18 protein-coding genes are annotated in these 24,733 nt (G+C 75.2%); 10 read left to right on the top strand and 8 right to left on the bottom strand.

The genetic code is table 11. The features are described 5' to 3' along the window. Positions 1–172: 172 nt before the first annotated feature. From OKX07_RS06200 to OKX07_RS06185, 4 genes are all read left to right on the top strand, one after another. Positions 173–811: a hypothetical protein gene (locus OKX07_RS06200; protein ID WP_265630966.1), complete on the top strand. Its 639-nt coding sequence runs from the start codon at positions 173–175 to the stop codon at positions 809–811. A gap of 297 nt (positions 812–1,108) precedes the next feature. Next, positions 1,109–1,795, top strand: a complete 687-nt coding sequence (locus OKX07_RS06195; RefSeq protein WP_265630965.1) for a hypothetical protein — start codon at positions 1,109–1,111, stop codon at positions 1,793–1,795. Continuing rightward, complete coding sequence (locus OKX07_RS06190) at positions 1,792–2,463, top strand: hypothetical protein (protein ID WP_265630964.1); 672 nt, start codon at positions 1,792–1,794, stop codon at positions 2,461–2,463. The genes OKX07_RS06195 and OKX07_RS06190 overlap by 4 nt, the downstream gene beginning before the upstream one ends. Next, positions 2,460–3,146, top strand: a complete 687-nt coding sequence (locus OKX07_RS06185; RefSeq protein ID WP_265630963.1) for a hypothetical protein — start codon at positions 2,460–2,462, stop codon at positions 3,144–3,146. The genes OKX07_RS06190 and OKX07_RS06185 overlap by 4 nt, the downstream gene beginning before the upstream one ends. On the opposite strand, the gene OKX07_RS06180 is transcribed toward OKX07_RS06185, so the two are convergent. From OKX07_RS06180 to OKX07_RS06160, 5 genes are read right to left on the bottom strand one after another with little or no spacing between them, the layout of a single operon-like run. Next, entirely contained in the window at positions 3,143–4,471 is a 1,329-nt protein-coding gene (locus OKX07_RS06180; RefSeq protein WP_265630962.1) for a hypothetical protein, read from the bottom strand. The two genes, OKX07_RS06185 and OKX07_RS06180, sit on opposite strands and share 4 nt — an antisense overlap. Before the next feature lie 8 nt (positions 4,472–4,479). Beyond that, the gene (locus tag OKX07_RS06175) at positions 4,480–4,911 is read right to left on the bottom strand and encodes a hypothetical protein (RefSeq protein WP_265630961.1); all 432 of its coding nucleotides are present in this window, start codon (positions 4,909–4,911) and stop codon (positions 4,480–4,482) included. Further along, a complete protein-coding gene (locus tag OKX07_RS06170) occupies positions 4,908–5,927 on the bottom strand; it encodes a hypothetical protein (RefSeq protein ID WP_265630960.1) in 1,020 nt (339 codons plus the stop codon). The genes OKX07_RS06175 and OKX07_RS06170 overlap by 4 nt, the downstream gene beginning before the upstream one ends. Next, entirely contained in the window at positions 5,924–7,048 is a 1,125-nt protein-coding gene (gene mnmA / locus OKX07_RS06165; RefSeq protein ID WP_265630959.1) for a tRNA 2-thiouridine(34) synthase MnmA, read from the bottom strand. Before mnmA ends, OKX07_RS06170 begins: the two co-directional genes overlap by 4 nt. Beyond that, positions 7,048–8,253: a cysteine desulfurase family protein gene (locus OKX07_RS06160; RefSeq protein ID WP_265630958.1), complete on the bottom strand. Its 1,206-nt coding sequence runs from the start codon at positions 8,251–8,253 to the stop codon at positions 7,048–7,050. The genes mnmA and OKX07_RS06160 overlap by 1 nt, the downstream gene beginning before the upstream one ends. A gap of 142 nt (positions 8,254–8,395) precedes the next feature. Between OKX07_RS06160 and OKX07_RS06155 the strand changes: the two genes are divergently transcribed. Beyond that, positions 8,396–9,388, top strand: coding sequence for a phosphotransferase (locus OKX07_RS06155; RefSeq protein WP_265630957.1), 993 nt, complete (start codon positions 8,396–8,398; stop codon positions 9,386–9,388). 18 nt (positions 9,389–9,406) lie between these two features. Here OKX07_RS06155 and OKX07_RS06150 read toward each other — a convergent pair whose 3' ends face one another. Together OKX07_RS06150 and OKX07_RS06145 are read right to left on the bottom strand one after the other, a co-directional pair. Then, the gene (locus OKX07_RS06150) at positions 9,407–10,387 is read right to left on the bottom strand and encodes an electron transfer flavoprotein subunit alpha/FixB family protein (RefSeq protein WP_265630956.1); all 981 of its coding nucleotides are present in this window, start codon (positions 10,385–10,387) and stop codon (positions 9,407–9,409) included. Positions 10,388–10,443: 56 nt separating this feature from the next. Further along, positions 10,444–11,238, bottom strand: coding sequence for an electron transfer flavoprotein subunit beta/FixA family protein (locus tag OKX07_RS06145; protein WP_265630955.1), 795 nt, complete (start codon positions 11,236–11,238; stop codon positions 10,444–10,446). Between the two features lie 103 nt (positions 11,239–11,341). Between OKX07_RS06145 and glgX the strand changes: the two genes are divergently transcribed. Then, positions 11,342–13,549 carry a glycogen debranching protein GlgX gene (gene glgX, locus OKX07_RS06140; protein WP_265630954.1) on the top strand — a complete coding sequence of 736 codons (2,208 nt, stop codon included), beginning with the start codon at positions 11,342–11,344 and terminating at the stop codon, positions 13,547–13,549. A gap of 35 nt (positions 13,550–13,584) precedes the next feature. Next, positions 13,585–15,240: an FAD-binding dehydrogenase gene (locus OKX07_RS06135; protein ID WP_265630953.1), complete on the top strand. Its 1,656-nt coding sequence runs from the start codon at positions 13,585–13,587 to the stop codon at positions 15,238–15,240. Positions 15,241–16,526: 1,286 nt separating this feature from the next. On the opposite strand, the gene glgP is transcribed toward OKX07_RS06135, so the two are convergent. Beyond that, complete coding sequence (glgP, locus tag OKX07_RS06130) at positions 16,527–19,097, bottom strand: alpha-glucan family phosphorylase (protein ID WP_265630952.1); 2,571 nt, start codon at positions 19,095–19,097, stop codon at positions 16,527–16,529. Positions 19,098–19,335: 238 nt separating this feature from the next. On the opposite strand from glgP, the gene OKX07_RS06125 reads away from it, so the two are divergent. The 3 genes from OKX07_RS06125 to OKX07_RS06115 are packed head-to-tail and all read left to right on the top strand — an operon-like array spanning position 19,336 to position 24,721. Next, on the top strand, positions 19,336–21,468 hold the full coding sequence (locus tag OKX07_RS06125) for an alpha-1,4-glucan--maltose-1-phosphate maltosyltransferase (protein ID WP_416220836.1): 2,133 nt from the start codon (positions 19,336–19,338) through the stop codon (positions 21,466–21,468). Continuing rightward, positions 21,465–23,432 carry a maltose alpha-D-glucosyltransferase gene (gene treS / locus OKX07_RS06120; protein ID WP_265630951.1) on the top strand — a complete coding sequence of 656 codons (1,968 nt, stop codon included), beginning with the start codon at positions 21,465–21,467 and terminating at the stop codon, positions 23,430–23,432. The genes OKX07_RS06125 and treS overlap by 4 nt, the downstream gene beginning before the upstream one ends. Then, positions 23,429–24,721 (top strand): maltokinase N-terminal cap-like domain-containing protein, encoded by a 1,293-nt coding sequence (locus OKX07_RS06115; RefSeq protein WP_265630950.1) that lies wholly within the window; start codon positions 23,429–23,431, stop codon positions 24,719–24,721. The genes treS and OKX07_RS06115 overlap by 4 nt, the downstream gene beginning before the upstream one ends. Positions 24,722–24,733: the final 12 nt, after the last annotated feature.

Below are 24,733 nucleotides of genomic sequence, written 5' to 3'. Positions count from 1 at the left end.
ACGACCTCATCATGGCGTGCGGCACCGACACGCAGCCCGCGCTCCCGCGAGTCATGCGGATCGACGACGCCCTCCGAGCCATCCACGTGCTTCTCGCACCTACCCCGGTACTCTCCGCTGGCACTTTGCACGTCGCCAGCCCGCTGTACCCAATCCACCACCTGGAGAACTCATGACGCGATCCGTTGGCCGTCGTACGAGCGCTATCACTGTCGCGCTTCTTCTCCTTGCCGTAGTGGGCGCTCAACCTGCTGAGGCTTCCCTCACGACCAGGCCCATCGCGCCCGCCTCGACCACCTGGAGAGGCCACATCCAGAATATCGGCAACGAATCGGTAGGTTTTCGAACGGACCTGATCTGGGAGCGCAACGTCCAGGGCTTCACCCTCGGCACGACCGGCAGGGCCTTGCGGCTCGAGGAGGTGGTCGCAGGACCCTTGTCACTCCCGATCGACGGCAGCGGTACGACGACTGACAGGGAGTGCTTCCAGGTTCAGGGTCACGTCAGCAACATCGGCTGGCAGAGCAGAGGCAGGGTTGCCGGCACCCGGGGCCGAGGCCTCGGCCTCGAGGCGATCCGCGTGTGGTCGACGTGCTCCAACGTCTCCATCAGGTACCGGGCCCACATCCGCAACGTGGGTTGGCAGGCGTGGAGGACGCAGGGTCAGACTGCCGGGACGACGGGGCGCGCTCTGCCTATCGAGGCCCTGGAGGTCGTCGTCACCCTCCCATCACTTGCCCACATCGGCGAGGCGTACAACGACGCGGATCGTGTTCCCAACTACGGCTGCGAGCTGTTCGGCGTCTGCTGAGGGCAGCTACCCGGAGCGGATGCCCCGGTCGTTCCGACGTCCCGGGGTCACGCGGTGTCCGCCGCGCATGCCGCGCGACGGACACCGCGTCCGCCTGGCACGCAGAGTGCGACCAGGACCCGCCACAGCTCCTAGGTCCTGGTGTGTCGAGCTGAGGCCGTCGAACGTCAGCTCGCACCGGTAGTCGACCGGCGCGGTGCTCTCCAGGTCGCGCGGCCTCGCCGGAGGCCGCCTCCGGGCGGACCTCACCCGGCGCCCACGCGGTCCCCGGACGCACGCCCCCCTACACTCGGCCGCGTGTCCGGACCCGCCGCCCCACCCGACCTGCGAGCCCGCGCGCGGGACAGCGGCAGCAAGGTCGCGCGCCGCGTCCTCGACCAGCCGCTGCGACGCATCGGCCTCGGCGGCGCGTTCGTGCTGCTCGCCGCCACGGCGGCGTTCGGCGGGCTCGAGGAGCAGACGCAGGACGGGCCCGAGGTTCTCGCCGTCGAGACGGCCGTCGACGTCGCCCCGTTCGAGCTGACCGTGCACCGCGTCGTGTGGACCACGGACCTGCCCGGCCGGACGCTGTCCGACGGTAACCGGTGGCTCGGCGTCGTCGCCTCCGTGCGCAACACGAGCGACGCCGGCGTCCTGGGCATCACGCTGCGGGACGCCCTGGCGCTCACCGACGTCGAGGGGCTCGTGACCCAGCCCGGCACCACCAGGCCCACCGCGACCATCGCGGTGCTAGCGGACGGCTCGTCGCTCAACCCCGTGCAGCCGGGCCTGACGTACGAGGTCGCGTTCCTGTACGAGCACGACGGGTCCGTCGCGCCGCCCACCACCGCGACCGTGCTGCTGCAGCAGCAGACCTGGGGCGTCGACAGGCTCGAGGGGCTGACGCTTCGGTGGCTGCACCCGACGACGACGTGGCGCGGGGAGCTCGACGTCCGCGCGGCAGTCTCGGACGAAGCCGACGAGGACACCGAGGACGGCGCATGAGCGCGACCAACGCCGCCCCCGCCGACGACACGGGCCGCAAGCCCGCCGGACCTGACCCGACGGCACCGCGACTCGTGCGGCCCCGGCCTCGACTGCTGGGTGCCGGTGCCGCCGTCCTCGCGGCCCTGGCCGTCGGCCACGTCGTCGTCACGGCGTTCCCGGTCGACGACCGGGTGCCGGCGCCCTTCGCCCGCCCCGCCACGATCGGACAGCCCGTGGAGCTGCGGTACGCCCGACTCACCGCCGGCGACCCGGCGGGGTCGACAGTCCTCGACCCTGGGCTCGGCACCCTCCTCGCGACACCCGGCGTGTGGCTGACGGTCCCGCTGACGATCGAGGCGCTCGGCCAGCCACGCACGCTCGGCTTCGCGGAGCTGCAGGGCGGCGACGGTCGCACCTACACCGTCTTCACGAGCGGACGCTCGTCGTTCCTTCCCGGGACCGCCCAGCCGGGCATCCCCCGGTACGCGGCGGTGAGCGTCGAGGTCCCCGTCGAGGCGCTCCCCGGCGCGCACCTGCGCGTCGGCCTGGACCTGGACGACCAGCGCCGTGACGACGTCGCGGACATCGACCTGGGTCTCACGCAGGCCGACGCGGAGGCGTGGGCAGCGAACGACACTCCCGTCGTCGCCGTCAGGTCGTCCGACGAGCCGCCGGAGGAGTCATGAGCGCGCTGTCCGACCCGCCTGCGCCCCCACCGTCGCGGTCACCGGAGGCCCCCACCGGCGGCGGCTGGTGGCGCCGCAACCGCTGGGCTCTCGTCACGCTGCCCGTCGCGCTGGCGCTCGCGCTCATCGCGTCGGGCGACCGCGTGCGCACGATGTGGTGGGAGCAGGACCTGCGCCGCCCGGCCGCGGCCGCCGCCGGCGAGACCGTTGCCTACCACCAGGAGGTCCGCGACGGCCTCGGGGGCACCTACCCGATCGACGTGCAGGTCCACCTCGACGGCGTGGAGGACGCGGGCGACCTCCCGGACCGCATGGTGCTGCCCGCCGGCACCCGGGCCGTGCGGGTCGACCTCACGCTCGGCGCGGACCCCGACAGCGTGCTGGTGACCTGCCGGCTCGCGGTGCGCGACGCGGACGGCACGCGCTACGACTACGTCTCGAGCGCGTGGGGCGCCACCCAGTCCGGCACGCCGTGCGTCCCCGCCGACGCGACCGGTCCGTGGCCCTCGCTGGGCGAGGAGCTCGACGAGAAGACCACCACGCCCGACGAGACCAGTGGGCCCCGGCCGCCGACCTGGTCGGTGTCGCCGGTGGTCGTCGTCCCGGAGGACGTCGACGTCACCGACGTCGTCCTGTGGTGGCAGCTGCCGCAGTACGTGCGCCTCGACGTACCGGGCTCCTAGACGGCGTCCGCCGGATCGGGTTCCGCTGCCCGCACGGTCGCCTCCTGACCCGCGAGGACGCGGTCGACCCCGGCGGCGAGCAGCGCCACCGTGAGCGTCAGCCCGACGGCCGTCGCGACCGACGACACCAGGGGCGCGAACGCGAGCCAGGTGTCAACGTCCTGCGCTCCACTGACGACTCGGTCGAGGAGCAGGATCCCCTCCTCGACGCGGGTCGCGACGAGGAACGCGAGCGCGAACACGAGCATCGGACCCAGGCCGGCCACGGCGAGCCGGCGCAGCCCGTCCACGAGCGCCACGAATCGGCCACGCACGTCTCCGATCACGGGCGCAGCCGCCTCGGTCGTCCAGCGGCGCACGGGCCCCGGCACGCGCTGCCACACGGCAGGGCCTGTGCGCTCGCGCGTCGGCAGGGCGGCGAGCTTGTGACCGTAGACGACGGCGCCCACCGTCAGCCACGCGATCGGGATGACGACGAGGTCGTCGAGGTTGCCCAGCACGCCGGCGACGGTGTCGACGACCGTGTCGACCGGCCTGGCAACCGGTCCGAGCGCGTCCAGCACCGTCAGCCACCACTCGAGGACGATCGCGACGGCGCGCCTGCTCTCGACCCACGCCCAGACGTCGTCGAGCAGCCCGGTCACGGACGTCGCGACGGCCAGGAGCCAGAAGGCCTCGACGTAGGCGCCGGTGAAAGCCAGCGCGCGGCGGTGGCTGTGCCCCTCCCACCGACCGAGCAGCCACCGCAGCACGACGGCCACCACGACGACGGCGACGAGGGCCCACCCGGTGGCGACATCGGCGTAGGAGAAGTCCGCCGCCTCCCCGAGCAGCCACGTCCCCTCGAGGTACTCGCGGGCCGTCGCGGTGTTGCGGAACCGCGACTGGTCCTCCGCGAGGAACCCGTACGACGCGTACAGCGCGAGGAACGGCACGAACACCGACGCGAGCACGTCGACCAGACCGCGCTCGTGACCCGAGGTCCGGTCGTCGGGCCCTCGCGCGCGGCCGATCGCGTCGAGCGCGGGCAGGTCGCGCCGCAGCACGTGCAGCATCGCGACGATCCCGGCGACCATGCTGAGCGGTGCGAGCACCAGGACAGCCCACCCGAGGGTGTTGTTGAGGGTCGCGACGTTGACGGCGGCCCAGCCCGCGGCGTGCCGCCCGGCGACCGCGAGCAGGGCGATCACCAGCAGCAAGGGCCACGTCCGCACCCACAGCCGCGCGCCGTGCGCCACGACGGCACCCAGGTCACGCAGCCAGGCGCGCAGCCCGGGACGTGATCCGGCACGCGGGGCGGGAGCAGGCGTCGGTGCGTCGGTCACGCCGGACATCATGCTGGGCCGACGCCGCCCGTGGGGCCGCCGCGCGCGAAGTCACCCGCTCCGACGCGTGCGCGCGGCGGCCGCAGCGCGACGACGGACCCGACGATCCCTCCGACCCCCAGCGCGAGCCCGCCCACGACGAGCGCGGTCGGGGACGTCGCGACGACGACCTCCTGCCGCTCGTCACCGGTCTCCCGCACGCACACGGCGCGCGGGGGCAGCAGCTCGAAGTGCACGCTCACGTCGGGGTCGTCCTCGTAGGCGACGAGGCACGGGACGTCCCCGGTCGTGGACGCCTGCAGCGCGCGGACCCCGAGCCCGAACCACGCGACCGCGAGCAGGACGACGCCGACGAGCGCGCACCCGGACGCGACGAGCAGGGCGAGCGTGCGGCGCCGGGACCGCCCGCGGCGACGCGTGGGTACGGCGGACGCGGTCATGACTCGGCCCTCTCGGCGACGATGCTCGCGGCGCGCACGAGCCCGGCGAGCGCACCGCGCGCGTCGTCGGGCGTCGCGTGCTCGGGGGGTGCGGCGGCCAGCAGGACGACGTCGCGCAGCCGGGCGGCGGTCAGGCCCACGGCGCGCCACGGCCGCGTCAGGGCGTCCGCCTGCCCGACGACGTCGGGTCCGGCGCACTGCGACGACGCCTGCGGAGGCAGCTCCGCCCACAACGCCTGCCCGCCCTCGACGAGGCCCGCGAGCACCTCCCAGCCCCGCTCCCCGATGCCGGCGATCGCGAGCGCCGCGCCGTCGGCGGACGACTCGCGCACGGCCGCGAGCGCGGACCACGCGGTCCCGCCGTGCACGACGACCGCGGAGGCACCCCCGCCGCGCACGGTGTCCGCGAGCGCGCTCAGGCTCTCGGCGACGACGGGACCGTGGACGCGTCGCAGCGGCGAGCGGCCGGAGAAGCCGGGGATCGCACCGGCGAGCACGGGCGCGAGCAGCGGCTCGTGCACCAGCACGCGGACGTCGGCGCCGGGCACGACCCGCCGGACCTCGGCGACGCGGTGGGCGACGCCCTCGGCCGTCGAGGCGACCGTGTCCCGCAGGGCGCCGGGGTCGGACAGCACGCGGTCGCCGCGCGCGAGGTACACGTCGGCGGCCAGCGAGAACGGCCCCAGCACGGGCACGACGAACGGTCCGTGGTAGCCGTGCGCGGCCACCGCGAGGGCGTCGAGGTCCTCGCGGGCGTACGACCGTGCGCGCTCGAGGTCCCGGCCGGGGCGGTCGGCGAGCTTCCACCCGTGCGGGCCGAGCTCGGCGGGGAGGTCGGTCAGCAGCGCGACGGCCGCGCCGGTCGCGTCGCCCCACGGGCCGCGGGCGGGCAGCAGCACGGTGAACGGTGCGCCCTCGACCTCGCCGGGGCTGTCGGCGAGGTCGCCGACGACCGTGGTCGCGGCCTCGAGCGCGTCGGTCCCGGGCCAGGGTCCGACGCCGCTGACGGCGGTCACGCGTGGCCGCCCGCACCCGCGTCGGCGAGGTCGGCGGCTGCGCGCGTCGAGGCGACCGTGGCCTGCCCGACGACGCGGCTGCCGTCGTACAGGACGAGCGACTGCCCGGGTGCCACGCCCCGCAGGCCGGCGCCGGCGACGTCGACGGTCACGGACGTGTCGTCGGCGCAGACGACGCGGGCCGGGAGGTCGGCGCCGTGCGCGCGGACCTGCACCGTGCAGGCGGCCCCGTCGGCCGGGACGCCCGTGAACCACACGGCCGCGTCGCCGCGCACGTGCGCGACGTCGAGCGCCTGCGCCGGCCCGACGACCACGCGGCGCTGCACGGGCTCCACCGACAGCACGTAGCGGGGACGCCCGTCGGGTGCGGGGCGGCCCAGCGCGAGGCCACGTCGCTGCCCGACGGTGTAGGCGTAGGCGCCGTCGTGCGTGCCGAGCACCGCCCCCGCCTCGTCGACGATCTCGCCCGGCTGCTCGCCGAGCGCGCGCCGCAGGAAGCCCGAGGTGTCGCCGTCGGCGACGAAGCAGATGTCGTACGAGTCCGGCTTGGCCGCCACGGACAGGCCCCGCGCGACGGCCTCCGCGCGGACCTGCGACTTCGAGGCGACGTCCCCGAGCGGGAAGATCGCCCGGGCGAGGCGCGCCGGGCCCATGACGGCGAGCACGTACGACTGGTCCTTGGCGGCGTCGGCCGCCCGGTGCAGCTCGCGCACCCCGTCGGCGCCCTCCACGACCCGTGCGTAGTGCCCGGTGCACACGGCGTCGAACCCCAGGGCGAGCGCCTTGTCGAGCAGCGCCGCGAACTTCACGTGCTCGTTGCACCGCACGCACGGGTTGGGCGTGCGGCCCGCGGCGTACTCGCGCAGGAAGTCCGCGACGACCGTCGCCTCGAACCGCTCCGACATGTCCCACACGTAGTACGGGATGCCGAGGACGTCGGCGGCGCGGCGGGCGTCGGACGCGTCCTCGATCGAGCAGCAGCCGCGCGACCCCGTACGCTCCTGCGCCGGCGTGCGCGACAGCGCCATGTGCACGCCCACGACGTCGTGGCCCGCGTCGACGGCCCGCGCCGCCGCGACCGCGGAGTCGACGCCCCCGGACATCGCCGCCAGCACGCGCATCAGGCACCCACCAGCGTCGACAGGCCGGCGGCACGGGCACGCTCGACAGCCGCCGGCAGCGCCGCGACGGCCGCGTCGACGTCGTCGGACGACGACGTCCACCCGAACGAGAAGCGCAGCGCGCCGCGCGCCTCGTCCTCGCCCACCCCCATCGCGAGCAGCACGTGCGACGGCCGGGGCACGCCCGCCTGGCACGCGGAGCCGGTCGACACCTCGACGCCCGCGGCGTCGAGCAGGTACAGCAGGGAGTCGCCCTCGCAGCCCGTGAACGTCAGGTGCGCGTTGCCGGGCAGCCGGTGCGCGGGGTCCGACGGACCGCGCAGCGTCGCACCCGGGACACCGGCCAGAACCCGGGCCACCAGGTCGTCCCGCAGCACGCCGACACGGGCCGCGTGGGTCTCACGCGCGGCGACGGCCTCGTCGACGGCGACCGCGAACGCGGCGAGCAGCGCCGGGTCGAGGGTGCCGGACCGCACGCCGCGCTCCTGCCCACCGCCGTGCAGGACGGGCGTCACGTCGAGGCCCCGGCGCACCAGCAGCGCACCCGCCGACCCCGGGCCGCCCACCTTGTGGCCGCTGAGCGTCAGCGCGTCCAGGCCGGACGCGGCCAGGTCGACGGGCACCTGCCCGACCGCCTGCACGGCGTCCGCGTGCACGGGCACCCCGTGCCGGTGCGCGAGCGCGACCACGTCGTCGAGCGGCTGCAGCGCACCGACCTCGTTGTTCGCCCACATCACGGAGATCAGCGCCACCGCGTCGCCGTGCTCGTCGAGCTCGGCCCGCAGCGCGTCGACCTCGACGACGCCGTCGGCGTCGACCGGCAGCAGGACCAGCTCCGCACCCGCGTGCTCCGCGAGCCAGAACGCCGGGTCCAGCACCGCGTGGTGCTCGACCGCCGAGACCACCAGGCGCCGCCGCGCCGTGTCCTGCGTGCGGCGCGCCCAGAACAGCCCCTTGACCGCCAGGTTGTCCGCCTCGGTCCCGCCCGCGGTCCACACGACCTCGCTGGGCCGCGCACCGACGGCGGCGGCGAGCCGCTCGCGCGCCTCCTCGACCGTGCGGCGCGCCGTCCGACCCGCGGTGTGCAGGGACGAGGGGTTGCCCCTGCTCGCCAGCGCGGCGGTCAGGACGGAGATCGCGGCGGGCCGCATCGGCGTGGTCGCCGCGTGGTCGAGGTAGGCCGCGCAGGGGCGGGGAGCACTCACGCACGACAGTCTACGAACGTGCGCGCGCGGCACCCGCCGTGGTCCGTCGTGCACGCCGTCCCCCTGCTCCCTCCACCTTTCCCCCGCACGTGTGCGACGAAAGGTGGCACGGTGGCGACGCGCGTACTGACAGGATGTGCGAGTGAGTGCCGACGACGTCATGGCGCTGCCGCTCGCCTTCGGCGGACAGCGGCTCGACTGGCGCGACCTGCCGCGGGCCGTCCGCGAGCGCATCGAGACCCTGGCCGGGGCCCGGGTGACCGCCGAGATGTCCGCCACCAGCGGCTTCTCCCCCGGCTTCTGCGCCGTGCTCGAGCTCACCGACGGCCGCGCCGTCTTCGTCAAGGCCGTCTCGTCCGAGCAGAACCCGCACTCCCCCGAGCTCGCCCGTGCCGAGATCCGCGCGGCCCGCGCGCTGCCGCCGCAGGTGCCGGCGCCGACGCTGCGCTGGTGGGACGACGACGGCGACTGGGTCCTGCTCGGCTTCGACGCCGTGCACGGCCGCTCTCCGGAGCTGCCCTGGCGTGCCGACGACCTCGCGCTCGTGCTGTCCGCGATCGACGACCTCGCGCGCTGCGCGCCCGCACCGGGTCACGCCCTGCCGCGCACCGAGGACCTCCTGGCCGACAACTTCACCGGCTGGCGGTCGGTGCTGGCCGCCCCGTCCGACCAGCGCGGGCACGTCGCGGAGCGCCTCGACGAGACCGGCCAGTGGGCCCTCGACCACCTCGACGACCTCGTGCGGTGGGAGCACGACGCGCTGCGTGTGTGCGCCGGCGACGTGCTCGTGCACGGCGACCTGCGTGCGGACAACGTCATGATCGAGGAGACCCACGACCGGGTGTGGATGATCGACTGGCCGCACGCCAGCGTCGGCGCACCGTGGATCGACCTCGCGTTCATGCTGCCGTCCGTCGCGCTGCAGGGCGGCGCGGGCGACCCCGCGTGGCTGTTCTCGCAGCGCGAGGTCGCCGACGGCGTCGGGATCGACGACCTGCGCGCGGCCCTCGCGGGGCTCTCCGGGTACTTCGCCTGGTCGTCGTGCCAGCCGGCGCCCACGGGCATCCCGAACCTGCGCACCTTCCAGGCCGCACAGGCGGGCGCGACCCTGCGCTGGCTGCGCGACCTGAGCTGACGGGCGAGGCGGGCGGGCTCAGCCCCGCAGGCGCCGCAGCTCGGACGCGGCCTGCGGCAGCACCGTGAACAGGTCGCCCACGATCCCGAAGTCCGCGATCTCGAAGATCGGCGCGTCGGGGTCGCTGTTGACGGCGACGATCGTCCCCGACGCCTGCATGCCGCCGCGGTGGTGCACGGCACCCGAGACGCCCGCGCCGACGTAGAGCCGCGGCGCGACCGTCACGCCTGTCTGCCCGATCTGCGCGTCGTGGCCGATCCAGCCCTCGTCGGTCGCGACGCGCGTCGCGCCGACGGCGCCGCCCAGCACGTCGGCGAGCTCCTCGACCGCGGCGAAGTTGCCCTCGGTGCCCCGCCCGCCGACGACCACGACGTGCGCCGAGCCCAGGTCGGGGCGCCCGGACGCGGCGTGCTCGGTGCGCGCGACGAGCCGGACGCGGCCCGACGCCGCACCGACCTCGACCGGCAGGTCGACGACCTGCGGGGCCGACGGGACCGCGGCGTCCTGCGCGGTCACGGCGTTGGCCTTCACCAGGACGAGCGCGGTCGGCGCGGTGACCGCGCAGCTCGTCGTCCACGTGCCGGCGAGCACCGTCTTGTGCGCCACGACGCGCGCGCCGTCGAGCGAGACCCCGTCGGCGTCGGTCACGACGCCCGCACCGGTCCGCACGGCCAGCCGCGCCGCGGCCTCCTTGTTCTCGAACGACGAGACGAGCAGCAGCAGCGCCGAGCCCGACGCCGCGAGCGCCGCCTGCAGCCCGTCGGCCAGCACCGAGGACAGGTGCACGTCCGCGTCGGTGACGAGCCGGTGGACGGTCGTGACGCCCTGCGCGGCGAGCACCGGGACGGCCGCGGCGACGTCCTCGCCCCCCGCCCAGACCCCGTGGACGCCCGCGTCCCCCGCGAGCCCGCGGGCGAGCGTCAGCAGCTCGCGCACGGGCGTGCGCAGCGTGCCGTCGGCGGCGTGGTCGAGCAGGACGAGCACGGGGGTGGCGGTCACGACGGGTCCTCCGGGGTGGTGCGAGCACGCATGGGCGGGGCGGGCGGCGGGGCCGGTCAGACGAGCTTGCGCTCGACGAGCCAGGCGGCCAGCCGGGTACCGGCGTCGCCGGTGTCGGTCACGAGCACGCGGTCCTCGCGCGGGGGGCGCGGCGCGGCCTCGAGCACCTGCGTGCGCGCGCCGGCCGCGCCGACGGTCGCGTGGTCGACCCCGAGGTCGGCGAGGTCCAGCGTCGTGACGGGCTTCTTGCGGGCCGCCATGATGCCCTTGAAGTTGGGGTACCGCGGCTCGTTGATGCCGTCTGTCACCGACACCAGGGCAGGGAGGTGCGCCGTCAGGGTCTCCTCGGCGTGGTCCAGACGTCGCACGACCGTGGCCGTCCCTGCCGCCGGGTCCACCGTCAGGGACGACGCGAGCGGCAGCGCCGGCAGGTCGAGCGCCTCGGCCAGCGCGGTCGGCAGCAGCGACGTCAGCCCGTCGAGGCCGGCCATGCCCGTGACGACCAGGTCGACCGGCGTGGTCGCACCCAGGTGCCGCACCGCCGCCGCCAGCACGATCGCGGTGCCGATCGCGTCGGAGCCCGCGATGCCGTCGTCGAGCACGTGGACCGCCTCGTCGGCGCCCATCTGCAGGCCCTTGCGGACCGCGTCGACCGCGTCGTCGGGCCCGACGGTCAGCACGACGACCTCGCCGTCGTGCTCCTCCGCGAGCGCGAGCGCCGCCTCGACGGCGTTCTCGTCGAGCTCGTTGAGGGTGCCGTCACCGCCGTCGCGCACGACGCGCCCGTCGGGACCGAGCTGCCGGTCGGACTGGATGTCGGGGACGAACTTCACGCAGGCGACGATCCTCACCGGCCGAACGTTACCGCCTGCACCCGGGCCCGCCGGGTGGGGTGTTCGCCAGGTGGAAACACCCGTGACACGAATCGGACGCCCGTCCTGGCACCATGGCGGGGTGACCGAGACCGTGACGACCGGGCAGCAGCGTCGGCCGTACCCCCTCGGCGTCCACGTCACCGACACCGGTGTCGACGTGGCCGTCGTCGCGCCGCACGCCACCGCCGTCGAGCTGTGCCTGCTCGACGGCCCCCTCGACGCGCCCACCGAGCGCCGGGTGCCGTTGTCCGGCCCCCGGCTGGGGGTGTGGACGGCGTCGGTGCCCGACGTCCGCCCGGGCCAGCGGTACGGGCTGCGCGCGCACGGGCCGTGGGAGCCGTCCTACGGCCTGCGGTACAACCCCGCCAAGCTGCTGGTCGACCCCTACGCCCGCGGTCTGGTCGGCGAGCTGGGGTACGGGCCGCACACGTACGGGCACGTCGTCGGCGAGGACCTCGCGGGGGACCCCTACGGCGCGCGCGACGAGCGCGACTCCGCGGGCCACGTGCCGCACGGGGTCGTGGTCGACACCCGCGCCCTGCCGGGGCCCGACCCGGCGGCGAACCGGCCCTGGACACCCTGGTCCCGCTCGGTCGTGTACGAGGCGCACACCAAGGGCCTGACCCGCCTGCACCCCGACGTCCCCGAGGAGCTGCGCGGCACGTACGCGGGCCTCGCGCACCCGGCCGTCGTCGACCACCTGCTGGGCCTGGGCGTCACCGCGCTCGAGCTGCTGCCGATTCACGCGTTCACCTCCGAGCCGCACCTCGAGGCCAAGGGCCTGACCAACTACTGGGGCTACTCGACGCTCGGGTTCTTCGCGCCGCACGCGGCGTACGCGACGGCCGCGGCTCGCGCGGCGGGGCCGGCCGCGGTCCTCGCCGAGCTGCGCGCCACGGTGCACGCGCTGCACGAGGCGGGCCTCGAGGTGCTGCTCGACGTCGTCTACAACCACACGTGCGAGGGCGGGCTGCCCGGGCAGCACGTGTCCCTCCGCGGTCTGGACAACGCGTACTACTACGCGCACGACGGGGCGGTGCCCGCGACGCTCGTCGACGTCACCGGGACCGGCAACTCGCTCGACTTCCGTCGCACCGGCGTCGTCGCCCTGACCCTGGACTCGCTGCGGTACTGGGCCGACGTGGTCGGCGTCGACGGGTTCCGCTTCGACCTGGCCGTGACGCTCGGGCGCAGCGCCGACGGGTTCCGGACGGACCACGCGACCCTCGTCGCCGCCGCGACCGACCCGCACCTCGCCGGCCTCAAGCTCGTCGCCGAGCCCTGGGACGTGGGCCCCGGGGGCTGGCGCACCGGGCAGTTCCCCGCACCGTTCGCCGAGTGGAACGACCGGTTCCGCAACGCCGTCCGCTCGTTCTGGCTCGCCGACCCGGGCCGGGCGGCGCACGGCCTGCCGGGCCACCGGGTCCGGGAGCTCGCGACGCGGCTGTCCGGGTCGGTCGACCTGTTCGGGGGCGGCACCCCGCCGTTCGTGCGCGGGCCCCGGGCGTCGGTCAACTACGTGACGGCGCACGACGGGTTCACGATGGCGGACCTCGTCGCCTACGAGCACAAGCACAACGCGGCCAACGGCGAGCAGAACCGTGACGGGTCGGACGACAACCGGTCGTGGAACCACGGCGTCGAGGGGCCCGTCCAGCGGGACTCGCCGGCCGCCGACATCGCACCGCTGCGGCGCCGCTCCGTGCGCAACCTGTTCGCCACGCTCGTGCTCGCCGCCGGCACCCCCATGATCACCGGGGGCGACGAGATGGGCCGCAGCCAGGGCGGCAACAACAACGCCTACTGCCAGGACAACGCGATCTCGTGGGTCCGGTGGGACCTGGCGCCGTGGCGCGCGGCCCAGCTCGCGACCGCGCGGCACCTGCTCGCCCTGCGGCGCGACCACCCGGCGCTGCGCACCGAGACGTTCTACTCGGGCCGGCCGCGCACCGCCGACGGCCCGGCGGACCTCGGCTGGTACGGCGCCGACGGCGCCCCCTTCGACCACGGCCGGTGGCACGACGCGTCGATCCGCACGTTCCAGATGGTGCGCTGCGCGCCACCACCCGACGACGACGAGGTGCTGCTCGTCGTCAACGGCGCGCTCGACGCCGTGGACGTGCGCCTCGTCGACGACGACGCCCGTCCCTGGACCCTGGCCTGGGACTCGGTGTGGGAGCACCCGTCGGAGGTGTCGACGGTCGCCATCACGGGCGGGCTGCACCTGCCGGGCGACACCGTGACGACGATCGAGCCGCTGAGCATGCGCGTGTACGTGCGTCCCTGAGACCGCCGGCGCCGGCACGGCGGTAGCGTGCCCGCATGAGGCACCCCCACGACGTCGTCGTCGTCGGAGCCGGGCTCGCGGGCCTGGTCGCGACCGCCGAGCTGCTGGCCGCGGGACGGCGCGTCCTGCTGCTCGACGCCGAGCCGCCCGCGAGCCTCGGCGGGCAGGCGTGGTGGTCCTTCGGCGGGCTGTTCCTCGTCGACTCCCCCGAGCAGCGCAGGCTCGGCGTGCGGGACAGCGCCGAGCTCGCGCTCGCGGACTGGCTCGGATCGGCCGCGTTCGCGGACGACGGGTCGGACCGGTGGGGCCGCGCCTGGGCCGAGGGGTTCGTCGAGTTCGCCGCGGGCGACCTGCGCCCGTGGCTGCACCGCCAGGGCGTGCGCTGGTTCCCGCTGGTCCAGTGGGCCGAGCGCGGCGGGTACCTGGCGGAGGGCCACGGCAACTCGGTCCCCCGGTTCCACGTCACGTGGGGCACCGGGCCCGCGATCCTCGAGCCGTTCGTGCGCGCGCTGCTGGCCGGGCACCGCGACGGCCGGGCGGACGTGCGGTTCCGGCACCGCGTCACCGCCCTGACGACGACCGACGGACGCGTGACCGGTGTGCGGGGCGACGTCCTGGCGGCCGACGCCGCCGAACGCGGTGCGCCGTCGTCCCGCGCCGTGCTGCGACCGTTCGAGGTCGAGGCGTCGGCCGTCGTCGTCGCGACCGGCGGCATCGGCGCGGACCACGACCTGGTCCGCGCGGCCTGGCCCGCGACCGCAGGCCGGCTCCCCGCACGCCTGCTGTCCGGGGTCCCCGACCACGTCGACGGCTCCGGGATCGCCGCGGCGCGCGACGTGGGCGCGCACGTCGCTCACACCGACCGCACGTGGCACTACCCCGAGGGCATCACGAACCACTCGCCCGTGTGGTCGTCGCACGGGATCCGCATCCTGGCGGGGCCCAGCTCGCTGTGGCTCGACGCCGACGGCCGACGCCTGCCGGCGCCCCTGTTCCCCGGCTTCGACTCCCTCGGGGCGCTGCAGCACGTCACGGCCCGCGGCGACGACCACTCGTGGTTCGTGCTGGACCGCACGATCCTCGGCAAGGAGCTCGCCCTGTCCGGGTCGGAGCAGAACCCCGACCTCACGGGCCGCGACGTGGGCCTGCTGCTGCAGCGGGTGCGGCGGGGTGCCGTCGGGCCGGTCGAGACGTTCGCCGAGCGGTCGGAGGAGTTCGTCGCGGCATCGACCCCCGCCGAGCTCGCCGCGGGCATGAACGCGCTGACCGGGACGACGCGCATCGACGCGGACGCGCTCGCCCGCACGATCGCGGCGCGCGACGCGCAGGTGGCGACGGGCCTGGGCAAGGACCTCCAGGTCACCGTGACGGCCATGGCCCGGCGGTACGTCGTCGACCGGGCGATCCGGGTGGCGCCCCCGCACCGGCTGCTCGACCCCGCGCACGGTCCGCTGTACGCGATCCGGCTGTCGGTGCTGACGCGCAAGACCCTCGGCGGCCTGGCGACCGACCTCGAGGGCCGCGTCCTGCGCCCCGACGGCGAGGTCCTGCCCGGCCTGTGGGCGGTCGGCGAGGCGGCGGGCTTCGGCGGCGGCGGCGTCCACGGCCACCGCGCCCTGGAGGGCACGTTCCTGGGCGGCTGCCTTTACACGGGCCGCACCACAGGCCGAGCCCTGGTCGACGCCCTCTGACCCCCCGTTCCCGCGTCGAACCACCGATCCGGGAGCTCATCCCCCGCCGTTCTGCTGCCTGATCCGTGGGTCGGCGGGCCGGTCCACCTCGGGCAGCCAGGTGACGCGCCACCGTCGGCGCCACCGTCCGCCCGTGGACCTCGCGTGACGTGAAGCGCAGCAGGAGTGCGCCTGCCTCCACGACCGCGTTCTGCCGTGACCGGTCACGGAAGAGCGCCTCCGGCGTGCCGTGCGGACCGACCCCGTCGAGCTCGACGACGAGCAGACGTCCGTCGGCACACCACCATCCGAGATCCCCTCGCGCCACGACACGCCCGCGGGCGTCGACCACGGGCACCTGGAGCTCGTGGGGTGGGATCCCTGCGTCGTGGCACTGAAGTCGCGCGAGGCTCTCGAGAGGCGACTGCGACCGTCCGTCGACCAGTGCCCACCAGGGCGCGAGGCGGGCCGAGCCGCGTCTCCCCCGCGTGAGGTCGCGCACCTGCGCGAGCCCGTCGCCGTCGATGAGCCCGAGCTGCAGCGCGGAGTCGAGCACCGCGACCACCCGGGCCCGAGGCAGCTCGCACACGGCCTGCGCCAACGCGAGGTCGGGCGGGACGACCCGGGCGCCACGGACCATCACGACAGGCCCCGTCGTGAAGCACCGGGTCACGACCCCGCACCGGGTCTCCCGGCGCGCTGCCCCTGGCAACGCTGCTTCCGGGCGGATGTCGATCGGCAGTCCCTGGACGTCGTGCGGAGCCAGCGCACAGGCGCCGACCGCCACGGCACGGTCCGGTCCGAGCGCCAGCAACGCCGTCCACGCGGCGCGTCGGCGCACGTGGTCGGGTCCACGCACCACGTCGTCGCCGGACGGGCGGGTGCCCTGGCCGGTGTTCGTCGTCGGGACGCCGGCGAGGACCTCCGGGCCGAAGCGCCTCACCACCGCGACCGCCATGTCGTGCACGCCACGCAGGACGGGTGAGGCCTGGCCCGCGCGGTGGAGGGACGCGCGCCGTGCCGACGTCACGCCGGCGGCGTCGCACTGGGCGGACGACACCAGCCCCTCCTGCGCCAGCGCACGACGGAGCAGGTCGTCGGGCGGTGGTGAGGTCGGGCGCACGTCCCGACTCCAGCACGCCGACACCGGCCGCGACGCCGCCCCGGGCCGAGGTGGTGGACGGCACGTCCCGGCCGGTGACCTGTTGTCGGCTCGACGAGCACCGCGCCACCCGACGACCCACGGATCGGGTCGCTCATCCGTCGTGATGGGCAACCGGATCCGTGGTTCGCAGCCCGGTGTCGGGTCAGGTGGCCGTGCGGATCAGGGCTGTTGAGGCCACCGAGGGGAGGGCCTTGTGGCGGGGGACGACGCGGACCGTGTAGCCGAACGGCCCGGTGGCCGTCAGCTCGACCTCGCCCGCGTAGCCGTGGCGGTCCGCCTCGTACGCGTCGTCCAGGGTCAGGGCGTCGACCGTGAGCTCCGTGATCTGGTCGTCCGGGCCGACGGGGCCGTGGACGACCTGGACCTCGACGTCGTCGGGCGACAGCTCGCCGAGGGCGACCCACGCCTGCACGTGCAGCCGGTCGCCGACCTGCGGGGACTCACCCACGCCCTCGGAGTCGACGTGGTCGACCCGGACGTCCGGCCACGCGGCGTGCACGCGTCCGCGCCAGAACGCCAGCTCGGCCGCACCGGCCAGACCGTCGGCCGCGAGCGAAGCACCCGCCGCCGCGGCGGGCGCGTACAGGTGCGCGACGTAGTCGGCGACCATGCGGGTGGCCTGCACCTTCGGGCCCAGGGTCGCCAGCGTGTGCCGGACCATCGCGAGCCACCGCCCCGGGACGTCGTCGGCGTCGCGGTCGTAGAACGTCGGCACCACCTGCTGCTCGAGCACGTCGTACAGGGCCGCCGCCTCGGCTGCGTCGCGCGCCTCGGGGTCGTCGAGGCCGTCGGCCGTCGGGATGACCCAGCCGTTGTCCTCGTCGTGCCACTCGTCCCACCAGCCGTCCAGGACGGACAGGTTCAGCCCGCCGTTCAGCGCGACCTTCATGCCGGACGTGCCGCACGCCTCGAGCGGGCGCAGCGGGTTGTTGAGCCACACGTCGCACCCGGGGTACAGGGTCGCGGCCATGCGCATGTCGTAGTCGGGCAGGAAGACGATGCGGTCGCGCACCTCGTGCTGGTCGGCGAACGCGACGAGCTCGGCGACGAGCCGCTTGCCCGGCTCGTCGGCGGGGTGCGCCTTGCCGGCCACGACGACCTGCACGGGTCGCTCCGGGTGCCGCAGCAGCGCGGCGAAGCGGTCGGGGTCGGTGAGCATGAGGGTCAGCCGCTTGTACGTCGGGACGCGCCGGGCGAAGCCGATGGTCAGCACGTCGGCGGACAGCGCGTCGTCGACCCACCGCAGGTCGGCGGCCGGCGCGCCGCGCCGCAGCCACGACGCGCGGACGCGGGAGCGGACGTCGTCGACGAGCCGGCTGCGCAGGCGCCGGCGCAGCTCCCACAGCTCGGCGTCCGTGACGGCCCCCTCGGCCTCCCAGCCGGCGCCCGTGGCGAGGTCGTGCGCTGTCATCCGCCGGGCGGCGAGGGCCGTGACCTCGGGCGCGACCCACGTGGGAGCGTGCACCCCGTTGGTGATCGACCCGATCGGCACCTCCTGCGCGTCGAAGCCCGGCCAGAGCCCCGCGAACATCTCGCGCGAGACGCGCCCGTGCAGGCGCGAGACGCCGTTGGCGCGGCCCGCGAGCCGCAGCCCCATGAACGCCATGTTGAACATCAGCGGGTCCCCGCCCTGGTGGTCCTCGGCGCCCAGCGCGAGGACGTCGGCGACGGGCAGGTCGTGGGCGTCGTCGAGCGCCGTGACGTACTGCTCGACCAGTCGCGCCTCGAACCGGTCGATCCCCGCGGGGACGGGGGTGTGCGTCGTGAAGACCGTCGTCGCGCGGACGAGCTCGAGGGCGGTCTCGAACGCCGTGCCGTCGGCGACGTGCTCCCGGATCCGCTCGACGCCCAGGAACCCGGCGTGGCCCTCGTTCATGTGGAAGACGTCGGGTGCCGGTGCCCCCGTCAGGCGGGAGTACGCGCGCAGCGCCCGCACCCCGCCGACGCCCAGCAGCAGCTCCTGCTCGAGCCGGTGCGGCCCGACGCCGCCGTAGAGCCGGTCGGTCACCGCGCGCGCCGCGTCGTCGTTCGCGCGCACGTCGGAGTCGAGCAGCAGCAGGGGGACGCGACCGACCTGGGCGATCCACACCTGCGCGTGCAGCACGCGCCCGCCCGGCAGGGCGAGGGTGAGGCGCGCCGGTGCGCCGTCCTCCTCGCGCAGGAGCGTCAGCGGCAGGCCGTCGGGGTCGAGGACGGGGTAGGTCTCGGTCTGACGGCCGGAGCGGTCGAGCGCCTGGCGGAAGTAGCCGGAGCGGTAGAGGAGCCCGACGCCGACGGCGGGCACGCCCAGGTCGGACGCCGCCTTGAGGTGGTCGCCCGCGAGCACCCCCAGCCCTCCGGAGTACTGCGGGAGCGCGGCCGCGACACCGAACTCGGGCGAGAAGTACGCGATCGACGCAGGCAGGGTGGGGCCCGTCTGGCGCTGGTACCACCGCGGGTTCTCGCGGTAGTGCCGCAGGTCGGCGGAGGCCGCGCGGACCCGTGCCACGAGATCGGCGTCGCCGGCCAGCTCGTCGAGGCGCTCGCGGCTGAGCGCGCCGAGGAACGCCACGGGGTCGCCCCCGACCTCGTCCCAGAGCACGGGGTCGATGTCGGCGAAGACGGCACGCGTGGCCGGGTGCCACGACCAGCGGAGGTTGCGCGCGAGCGCGTCGAGCTCGGCCAGGGCTGCGGGCAGGACGGTGCGGACCGTGAACCGGCGGATCGCTCTCACGGGCGCAGACTACGCAGAACGGACGCGCCGCACAGCCCCCGCACGCCCCGGACCCGGACGACCGTCCGGGTCGGGCCCGCGCCGGGGCCCCGACGACCCGGCGTGCCCGCCCGACGCGCCGCCCTGCAGATGCCTCCACCCCGGCGGGGCGGATAAGTTCAGAGGCGTGACGACACCCCGCCGCCCTCGTCGCACGTCGTCGGCCACATCCGACGGCCGTGCACGTGCCGCCTCCCCGGTGCCCACCCCGGAGCAGCCCCCCGCCGACGCCCCGACGGGTGCCGCCACCGACCCGGCCGTGCCGACGTCCGTGCCGCCGACGCCGACGACCGGGACACCCCTCCCGGCGGCTGCCCCGCAGGTCGAGACGGTGGGTCGCATCCCGGTGCTCGACGTCTCCCCCGTCGCCGAGGAGGGCCGCTTCCCCGCGAAGGCCGTGGTGGGCGAGGCGGTCCCGGTCCGGGCGACGGTGCTCCGGGAGGGCCACGACGCGCTGGGGGCGACGGCCGTGCTGCTGCGGCCCGACGGCACCGTCCACTCCACCGCGCGCATGGTCGACGTGGCGCCCGGCCTGGACCGCTACGAGGCGCACCTCGTGCCCGACGCCGAGGGCGACTGGTCGTTCCGCGTCGAGGGCTGGTCGGACCCGTACGGGACCTGGGCGCACGACGCGGCGATCAAGGTCGAGGCCGGCATCGACGTCGAGCTGATGCTCACCGAGGGCGTGCTGGTCCTGGAGCGGGCCGCGGGCCGTACCGGCGCCGACGCGCCCGTGCCGCGGGACGAGCGGGTCCTGCTCGACGCCGCGACGGCGCTGCGCGACACGTCGCGACCCCCGCTGGCGCGGCTCGCGGCGGCGCTGTCCCCGCAGGTCCGCCAGGCGCTGTCCCGCACCCCGCTGCGCGAGATGGTGACGGCGTCGCGCACGTACCCGCTGGTGGTGCACCGCCGGCTGGCGCTGGCCGGGTCCTGGTACGAGATGTTCCCCCGGTCGCACGGTGCGACGTTCGACGAGGCGACGCAGACCTGGACGTCCGGGACGCTGAGCACGGCAGCGACCCAGCTGCCCCGCATCGCGGCGATGGGCTTCGACGTCGTCTACCTCACGCCGATCCACCCGATCGGGACGACGTACCGCAAGGGCCGCAACAACGCGCTGGCCGCGCTGCCGGGCGACCCCGGGTCGCCGTACGCGATCGGGTCGCCGGACGGCGGGCACGACGCGATCGACCCGTCCCTGGGCACGTTCGACGACTTCGACGCGTTCGTCGCGCGGGCCCGGTCGCTGGGCATGGAGGTCGCGCTCGACGTCGCGCTGCAGGCGTCCCCCGACCACCCGTGGGTCACGGAGCACCCGGAGTGGTTCACGACGCGCGCCGACGGCACCATCGCGTACGCGGAGAACCCGCCCAAGAAGTACCAGGACATCTACCCGCTGAACTTCGACAACGACCCCGAGGGCATCTACGCGGAGGTCCGCCGCGTGCTGCAGGTCTGGATCGACCACGGGGTGACGGCGTTCCGCGTCGACAACCCGCACACCAAGCCGCTGTCGTTCTGGCAGCGCCTGCTCGCGGACGTCCGCGCGTCCCACCCGGACGTCCTGTTCCTGTCGGAGGCGTTCACGCGGCCGGCGATGATGCTGACGCTCGCGAAGATCGGGTTCCACCAGTCGTACACGTACTTCACGTGGCGCAACACCAAGGCCGAGCTCGAGGAGTACCTGGCCCGGGTCGGCGGGGGTGAGGCGGCCTGGCTGCGGCCGAGCTTCTGGCCGACGACGCACGACATCCTCCCGCCGTACCTGCAGCACGGCGGGGTGGGCGGGTTCGCGGTCCGCGCGGTGCTCGCGGCGACCGGCGCGCCGACGTGGGGCATCTACTCCGGCTACGAGCTCGTGGAGAGCGTGCCGCGGCCCGGGGTCGAGGAGCAGATCGACAACGAGAAGTACGAGTTCCGGCCGCGGGACTGGGCGAAGGCCGACGACCTGGGGATCGCGCTGCTCATCGGGCGGCTGAACGAGATCCGACGCGCGCACCCGGCGCTGCAGCAGCTGCGCAACGTGCGCGTCCACCCGACCAGCGACGACGCCCTGGTGTGCTTCTCGCGGCACCTCGACGCGGCGCACTCCCCCACGGGCCGGGCGGACACCGTGGTCGTGGTCGTCAACATCGACCCGCACGGCGCCCGGGAGGGTGTGGTGAACCTGGACCTCGCGTCGTTCGGGCTGCCGACGGACCGCGGCGTCATCGCCCACGACGTCCTGTCGGGCGAGACGTTCGCGTGGTCCGACGCGCCCTACGTGCGCCTCGACCCGCTGGTGCGCGTCGCGCACGTCGTGCACCTCGAGCACCCCTCCGAGGCACGATGAGCCCCGCCGGCACGTCCCGCGGCGGGGGCACGCCCGCGTCGAACGATCCCCGCACGCCGCGCACCCCGGTGCTCGGCACGCCCGCGTCGGACGCACCGCCTCCGGGCACGCCGCCTCCGGGTTCGTCGCTGTCCCCGGACGCCGTGCCGGGCGCACCGGCGCCCGTCCCGCTGCCGCCGTCGCCGGGTGCGTCGGCCGCAGCCGCCGGAGCAGGCGGGGCGCACCACCGTGAGCCTCCCCCCACGACCGCGGCGATCGCGCTGCGCGGCCTGCCGGGCCGTCGTGCGCCCGAGGTCCCGACCCCGGCAGCGACCGGCGGTCGTGACGCCGACCCCGAGTGGTACCGCACGGCGGTGTTCTACGAGGTCATGCTGCGGACGTTCGCGGACTCGGCGGGCAACGGCAGCGGTGACCTGCCGGGCCTGGTGCAGCGCCTGGACTACCTGCAGTGGCTGGGTGTCGACTGCCTGTGGCTGCCGCCGTTCTACCCCTCCCCGCTGCGGGACGGCGGGTACGACGTGGCCGACTACACGGCCGTGGCGCCGCAGTACGGCACCCTCGACGACTTCCGCACGCTGGTGACGGAGTGCCACCGCCGCGGCATGCGGATCGTCGTCGACCTCGTCATGAACCACACGAGCGACCAGCACCCCTGGTTCCAGGCGTCGCGCTCGGACCCCGAGGGCCCGTACGGCGACTTCTACGTGTGGAGCGACGACAACACGCGCTACCAGGACGCGCGCATCATCTTCGTGGACACGGAGACGTCCAACTGGACGTTCGACCCCGTGCGGCGCCAGTACTTCTGGCACCGGTTCTTCAGCCACCAGCCGGACCTGAACTTCGAGAACCCGCGGGTCGTCGACGCGATGCTCGACGTCGCGCGGTTCTGGCTGCACCTGGGCGTCGACGGCTTCCGGCTGGACGCCGTGCCGTACCTGTTCGAGGCCGAGGGCACCAACTGCGAGAACCTGCCGGAGACCCACGAGTTCCTGCGCAAGGTCCGCAAGGTGATCGACGCGGAGTTCCCCGGGCGCATCATGCTGGCCGAGGCGAACCAGTGGCCCGAGGACGTCGTGCACTACTTCGGCACCGACGAGCACCCCGAGTGCCACATGTGCTTCCACTTCCCCGTGATGCCGCGCATCTACTACGCGCTGCGTGACCAGCGGGCGACGCAGATCATCGACATCCTGGCGGACACCCCCGCGATCCCGTCGAGCGGGCAGTGGAGCACGTTCCTGCGCAACCACGACGAGCTGACGCTCGAGATGGTCTCGACGGAGGAGCGCGCGTCGATGTACGGCTGGTACGCGCCGGACTCGCGCATGCGCGCGAACGTCGGCATCCGCCGTCGCCTGGCGCCGCTGCTCGACAACTCCCGCAAGGAGATCGAGCTGGCGCACGCGCTGCTGCTGAGCCTGCCGGGCAGCCCGTGCCTGTACTACGGCGACGAGATCGGCATGGGCGACAACATCTGGCTGGCGGACCGCGACGCGGTGCGCACGCCGATGCAGTGGACGCCGGACCGCAACGCGGGCTTCTCGACGGCGGACCCCGGCAAGCTGTACCTGCCGCTCGTGCAGTCGCTCGTCTACCACTACGGCAACATCAACGTGGAGTCCCAGCTCGCGCAGCCGACGTCGTTGCTGCACTGGGTCCACGGGATGCTCGCGGTGCGCCGCCGCCACCGTGCCCTGGGGCTCGGGACGTTCGAGGTCGCGCCGAGCGACAACGAGGCCGTCCTGTCGTTCCTGCGGCGCACGGACGACGAGACGATCCTGGTCGTCGCCAACCTGGCGGCGACGGCCCGCGCGGCCACCGTCACGCTCTCCCGCCAGGCGGGCTGGACGGTGCGCGACGCCTTCGGCGGGGCGCAGTTCCCCGACGTGGGCCACGACGGGACCATGACGTTCACCCTGGGCTCGCGCGAGTTCTACTGGTTCGAGCTGGCGCCGCGGTGATCCTCGACGCGGTCGTCCCCGACCAGGTCGACCACGAGGTCGTCGGACTGCTGGGCGCCTGGCTGCCGCGGCGACGCTGGTACCCGGCCAAGGGCGTCGACGCGCAGCTGACGCCGGTGGGGACGGTGCACCTGGCGGACGACGTGCGCGTGCTGCTGGTGCACGCCCGGGCGGACGCGGTCGACGTGGTGCTGCAGGTGCCGGTCGTGCTGGTCTCCGGTGCGCCGCCACCGGGCACCGACCCGGCGGCCGTCGTGGGCACGGCGGGCGGTCGCACCGTGCTGGACGCGGCGGGTGACGCGCGGTTCCTCGCGTCGTGGCTCGCGGGCGCCGACGGGCCGGGTGCGCAGGTCGACGTGGCCGCGGCGCGCGTCGTGACCGGTGAGCAGTCGAACACCTCGGTGGTGCTCCCCGGGCCGGACGGGGTGCCGCTGGGGATCCTCAAGGTGCTGCGCACGGTCGCTGACGGCGTGAACCCCGACATCGACGTGCCGCGTCACCTGGTCGAGTCGGGCTGGGACGGCGTGCCGGCGCCGCTCGCGTGGGTGCAGGCGCGCTGGACGCCGCCGGGCGGCCCGACCGCGGTCGGCTACCTGGGCGTGCTCAGCGCGTTCGTCCCCGGTGCGCAGGACGGTTTCGAGCTGGCGTGCGCGCGGGCCGGGGAGGGCCGCGCGTTCGGTGACCTGGCGGGTGAGCTGGGCGCCACGGTGGCGGGCATGCACGGCGCGCTGGTCCGGGCGTTCGGGGCGGAGGCGACGCCCGACGGTGGTGCCGCGCTCGCGCGTGCCCTGATGGACCGCCTCGCGTGGGCGTCCGCGGCCGTCCCGTCGCTCGCTGCCCGCGCCGACGGGGTGCGCGCGCTCGCCGACGAGGTGGCGCGGGTCGCGGCCACGCCCCCGCGGCAGCGGGTGCACGGCGACCTGCACCTGGGTCAGGTGCTGCGCTCGACGGGCCGCTGGTTCGTCATCGACTTCGAGGGGGAGCCGCTGGCCCCGCTGGAGGCCCGCACGCGCCCGGACCTTGCCCTGCGGGACGTCGCCGGGCTGCTGCGCTCGTTCGACTACGCGGCCGCGGTCGGCGGGCTGACCGGCGCGCCGGCGGCGGCGTGGACGGCGGACGCGCGCGCCGGGCTGCTGGCGGGCTACGGCGTCGACGGCGACGACGCGAGCTCGCTGCTGCTGCGGGCCCTCGAGCTGGACAAGACGCTGTACGAAGCGGTGTACGAGGCGCGCAACCGTCCGACGTGGGAGCCGATCCCGCAGGCGGGCCTGGACCGGCTGCTGGGCTGAGGGCGGTCGTCC

The organism is Cellulomonas sp. S1-8 (assembly GCF_026184235.1).
GTDB lineage: Bacteria > Actinomycetota > Actinomycetes > Actinomycetales > Cellulomonadaceae > Cellulomonas.
This window is presented reverse-complemented; position numbering and strand designations above follow the sequence as displayed.

Coding starts and splice junctions, on each gene's coding strand:
- OKX07_RS06200 (WP_265630966.1), top strand. CDS start 173: ATGACGCGATCCGTTGGCCGTCGTACGAGCGCTATCACTGTCGCGCTT.
- OKX07_RS06185 (WP_265630963.1), top strand. CDS start 2,460: ATGAGCGCGCTGTCCGACCCGCCTGCGCCCCCACCGTCGCGGTCACCG.
- treS (WP_265630951.1), top strand. CDS start 21,465: ATGAGCCCCGCCGGCACGTCCCGCGGCGGGGGCACGCCCGCGTCGAAC.
- mnmA (WP_265630959.1), bottom strand. CDS start 7,048: ATGCGCGTGCTGGCGGCGATGTCCGGGGGCGTCGACTCCGCGGTCGCG.
- OKX07_RS06175 (WP_265630961.1), bottom strand. CDS start 4,911: ATGACCGCGTCCGCCGTACCCACGCGTCGCCGCGGGCGGTCCCGGCGC.
- OKX07_RS06135 (WP_265630953.1), top strand. CDS start 13,585: ATGAGGCACCCCCACGACGTCGTCGTCGTCGGAGCCGGGCTCGCGGGC.
- OKX07_RS06190 (WP_265630964.1), top strand. CDS start 1,792: ATGAGCGCGACCAACGCCGCCCCCGCCGACGACACGGGCCGCAAGCCC.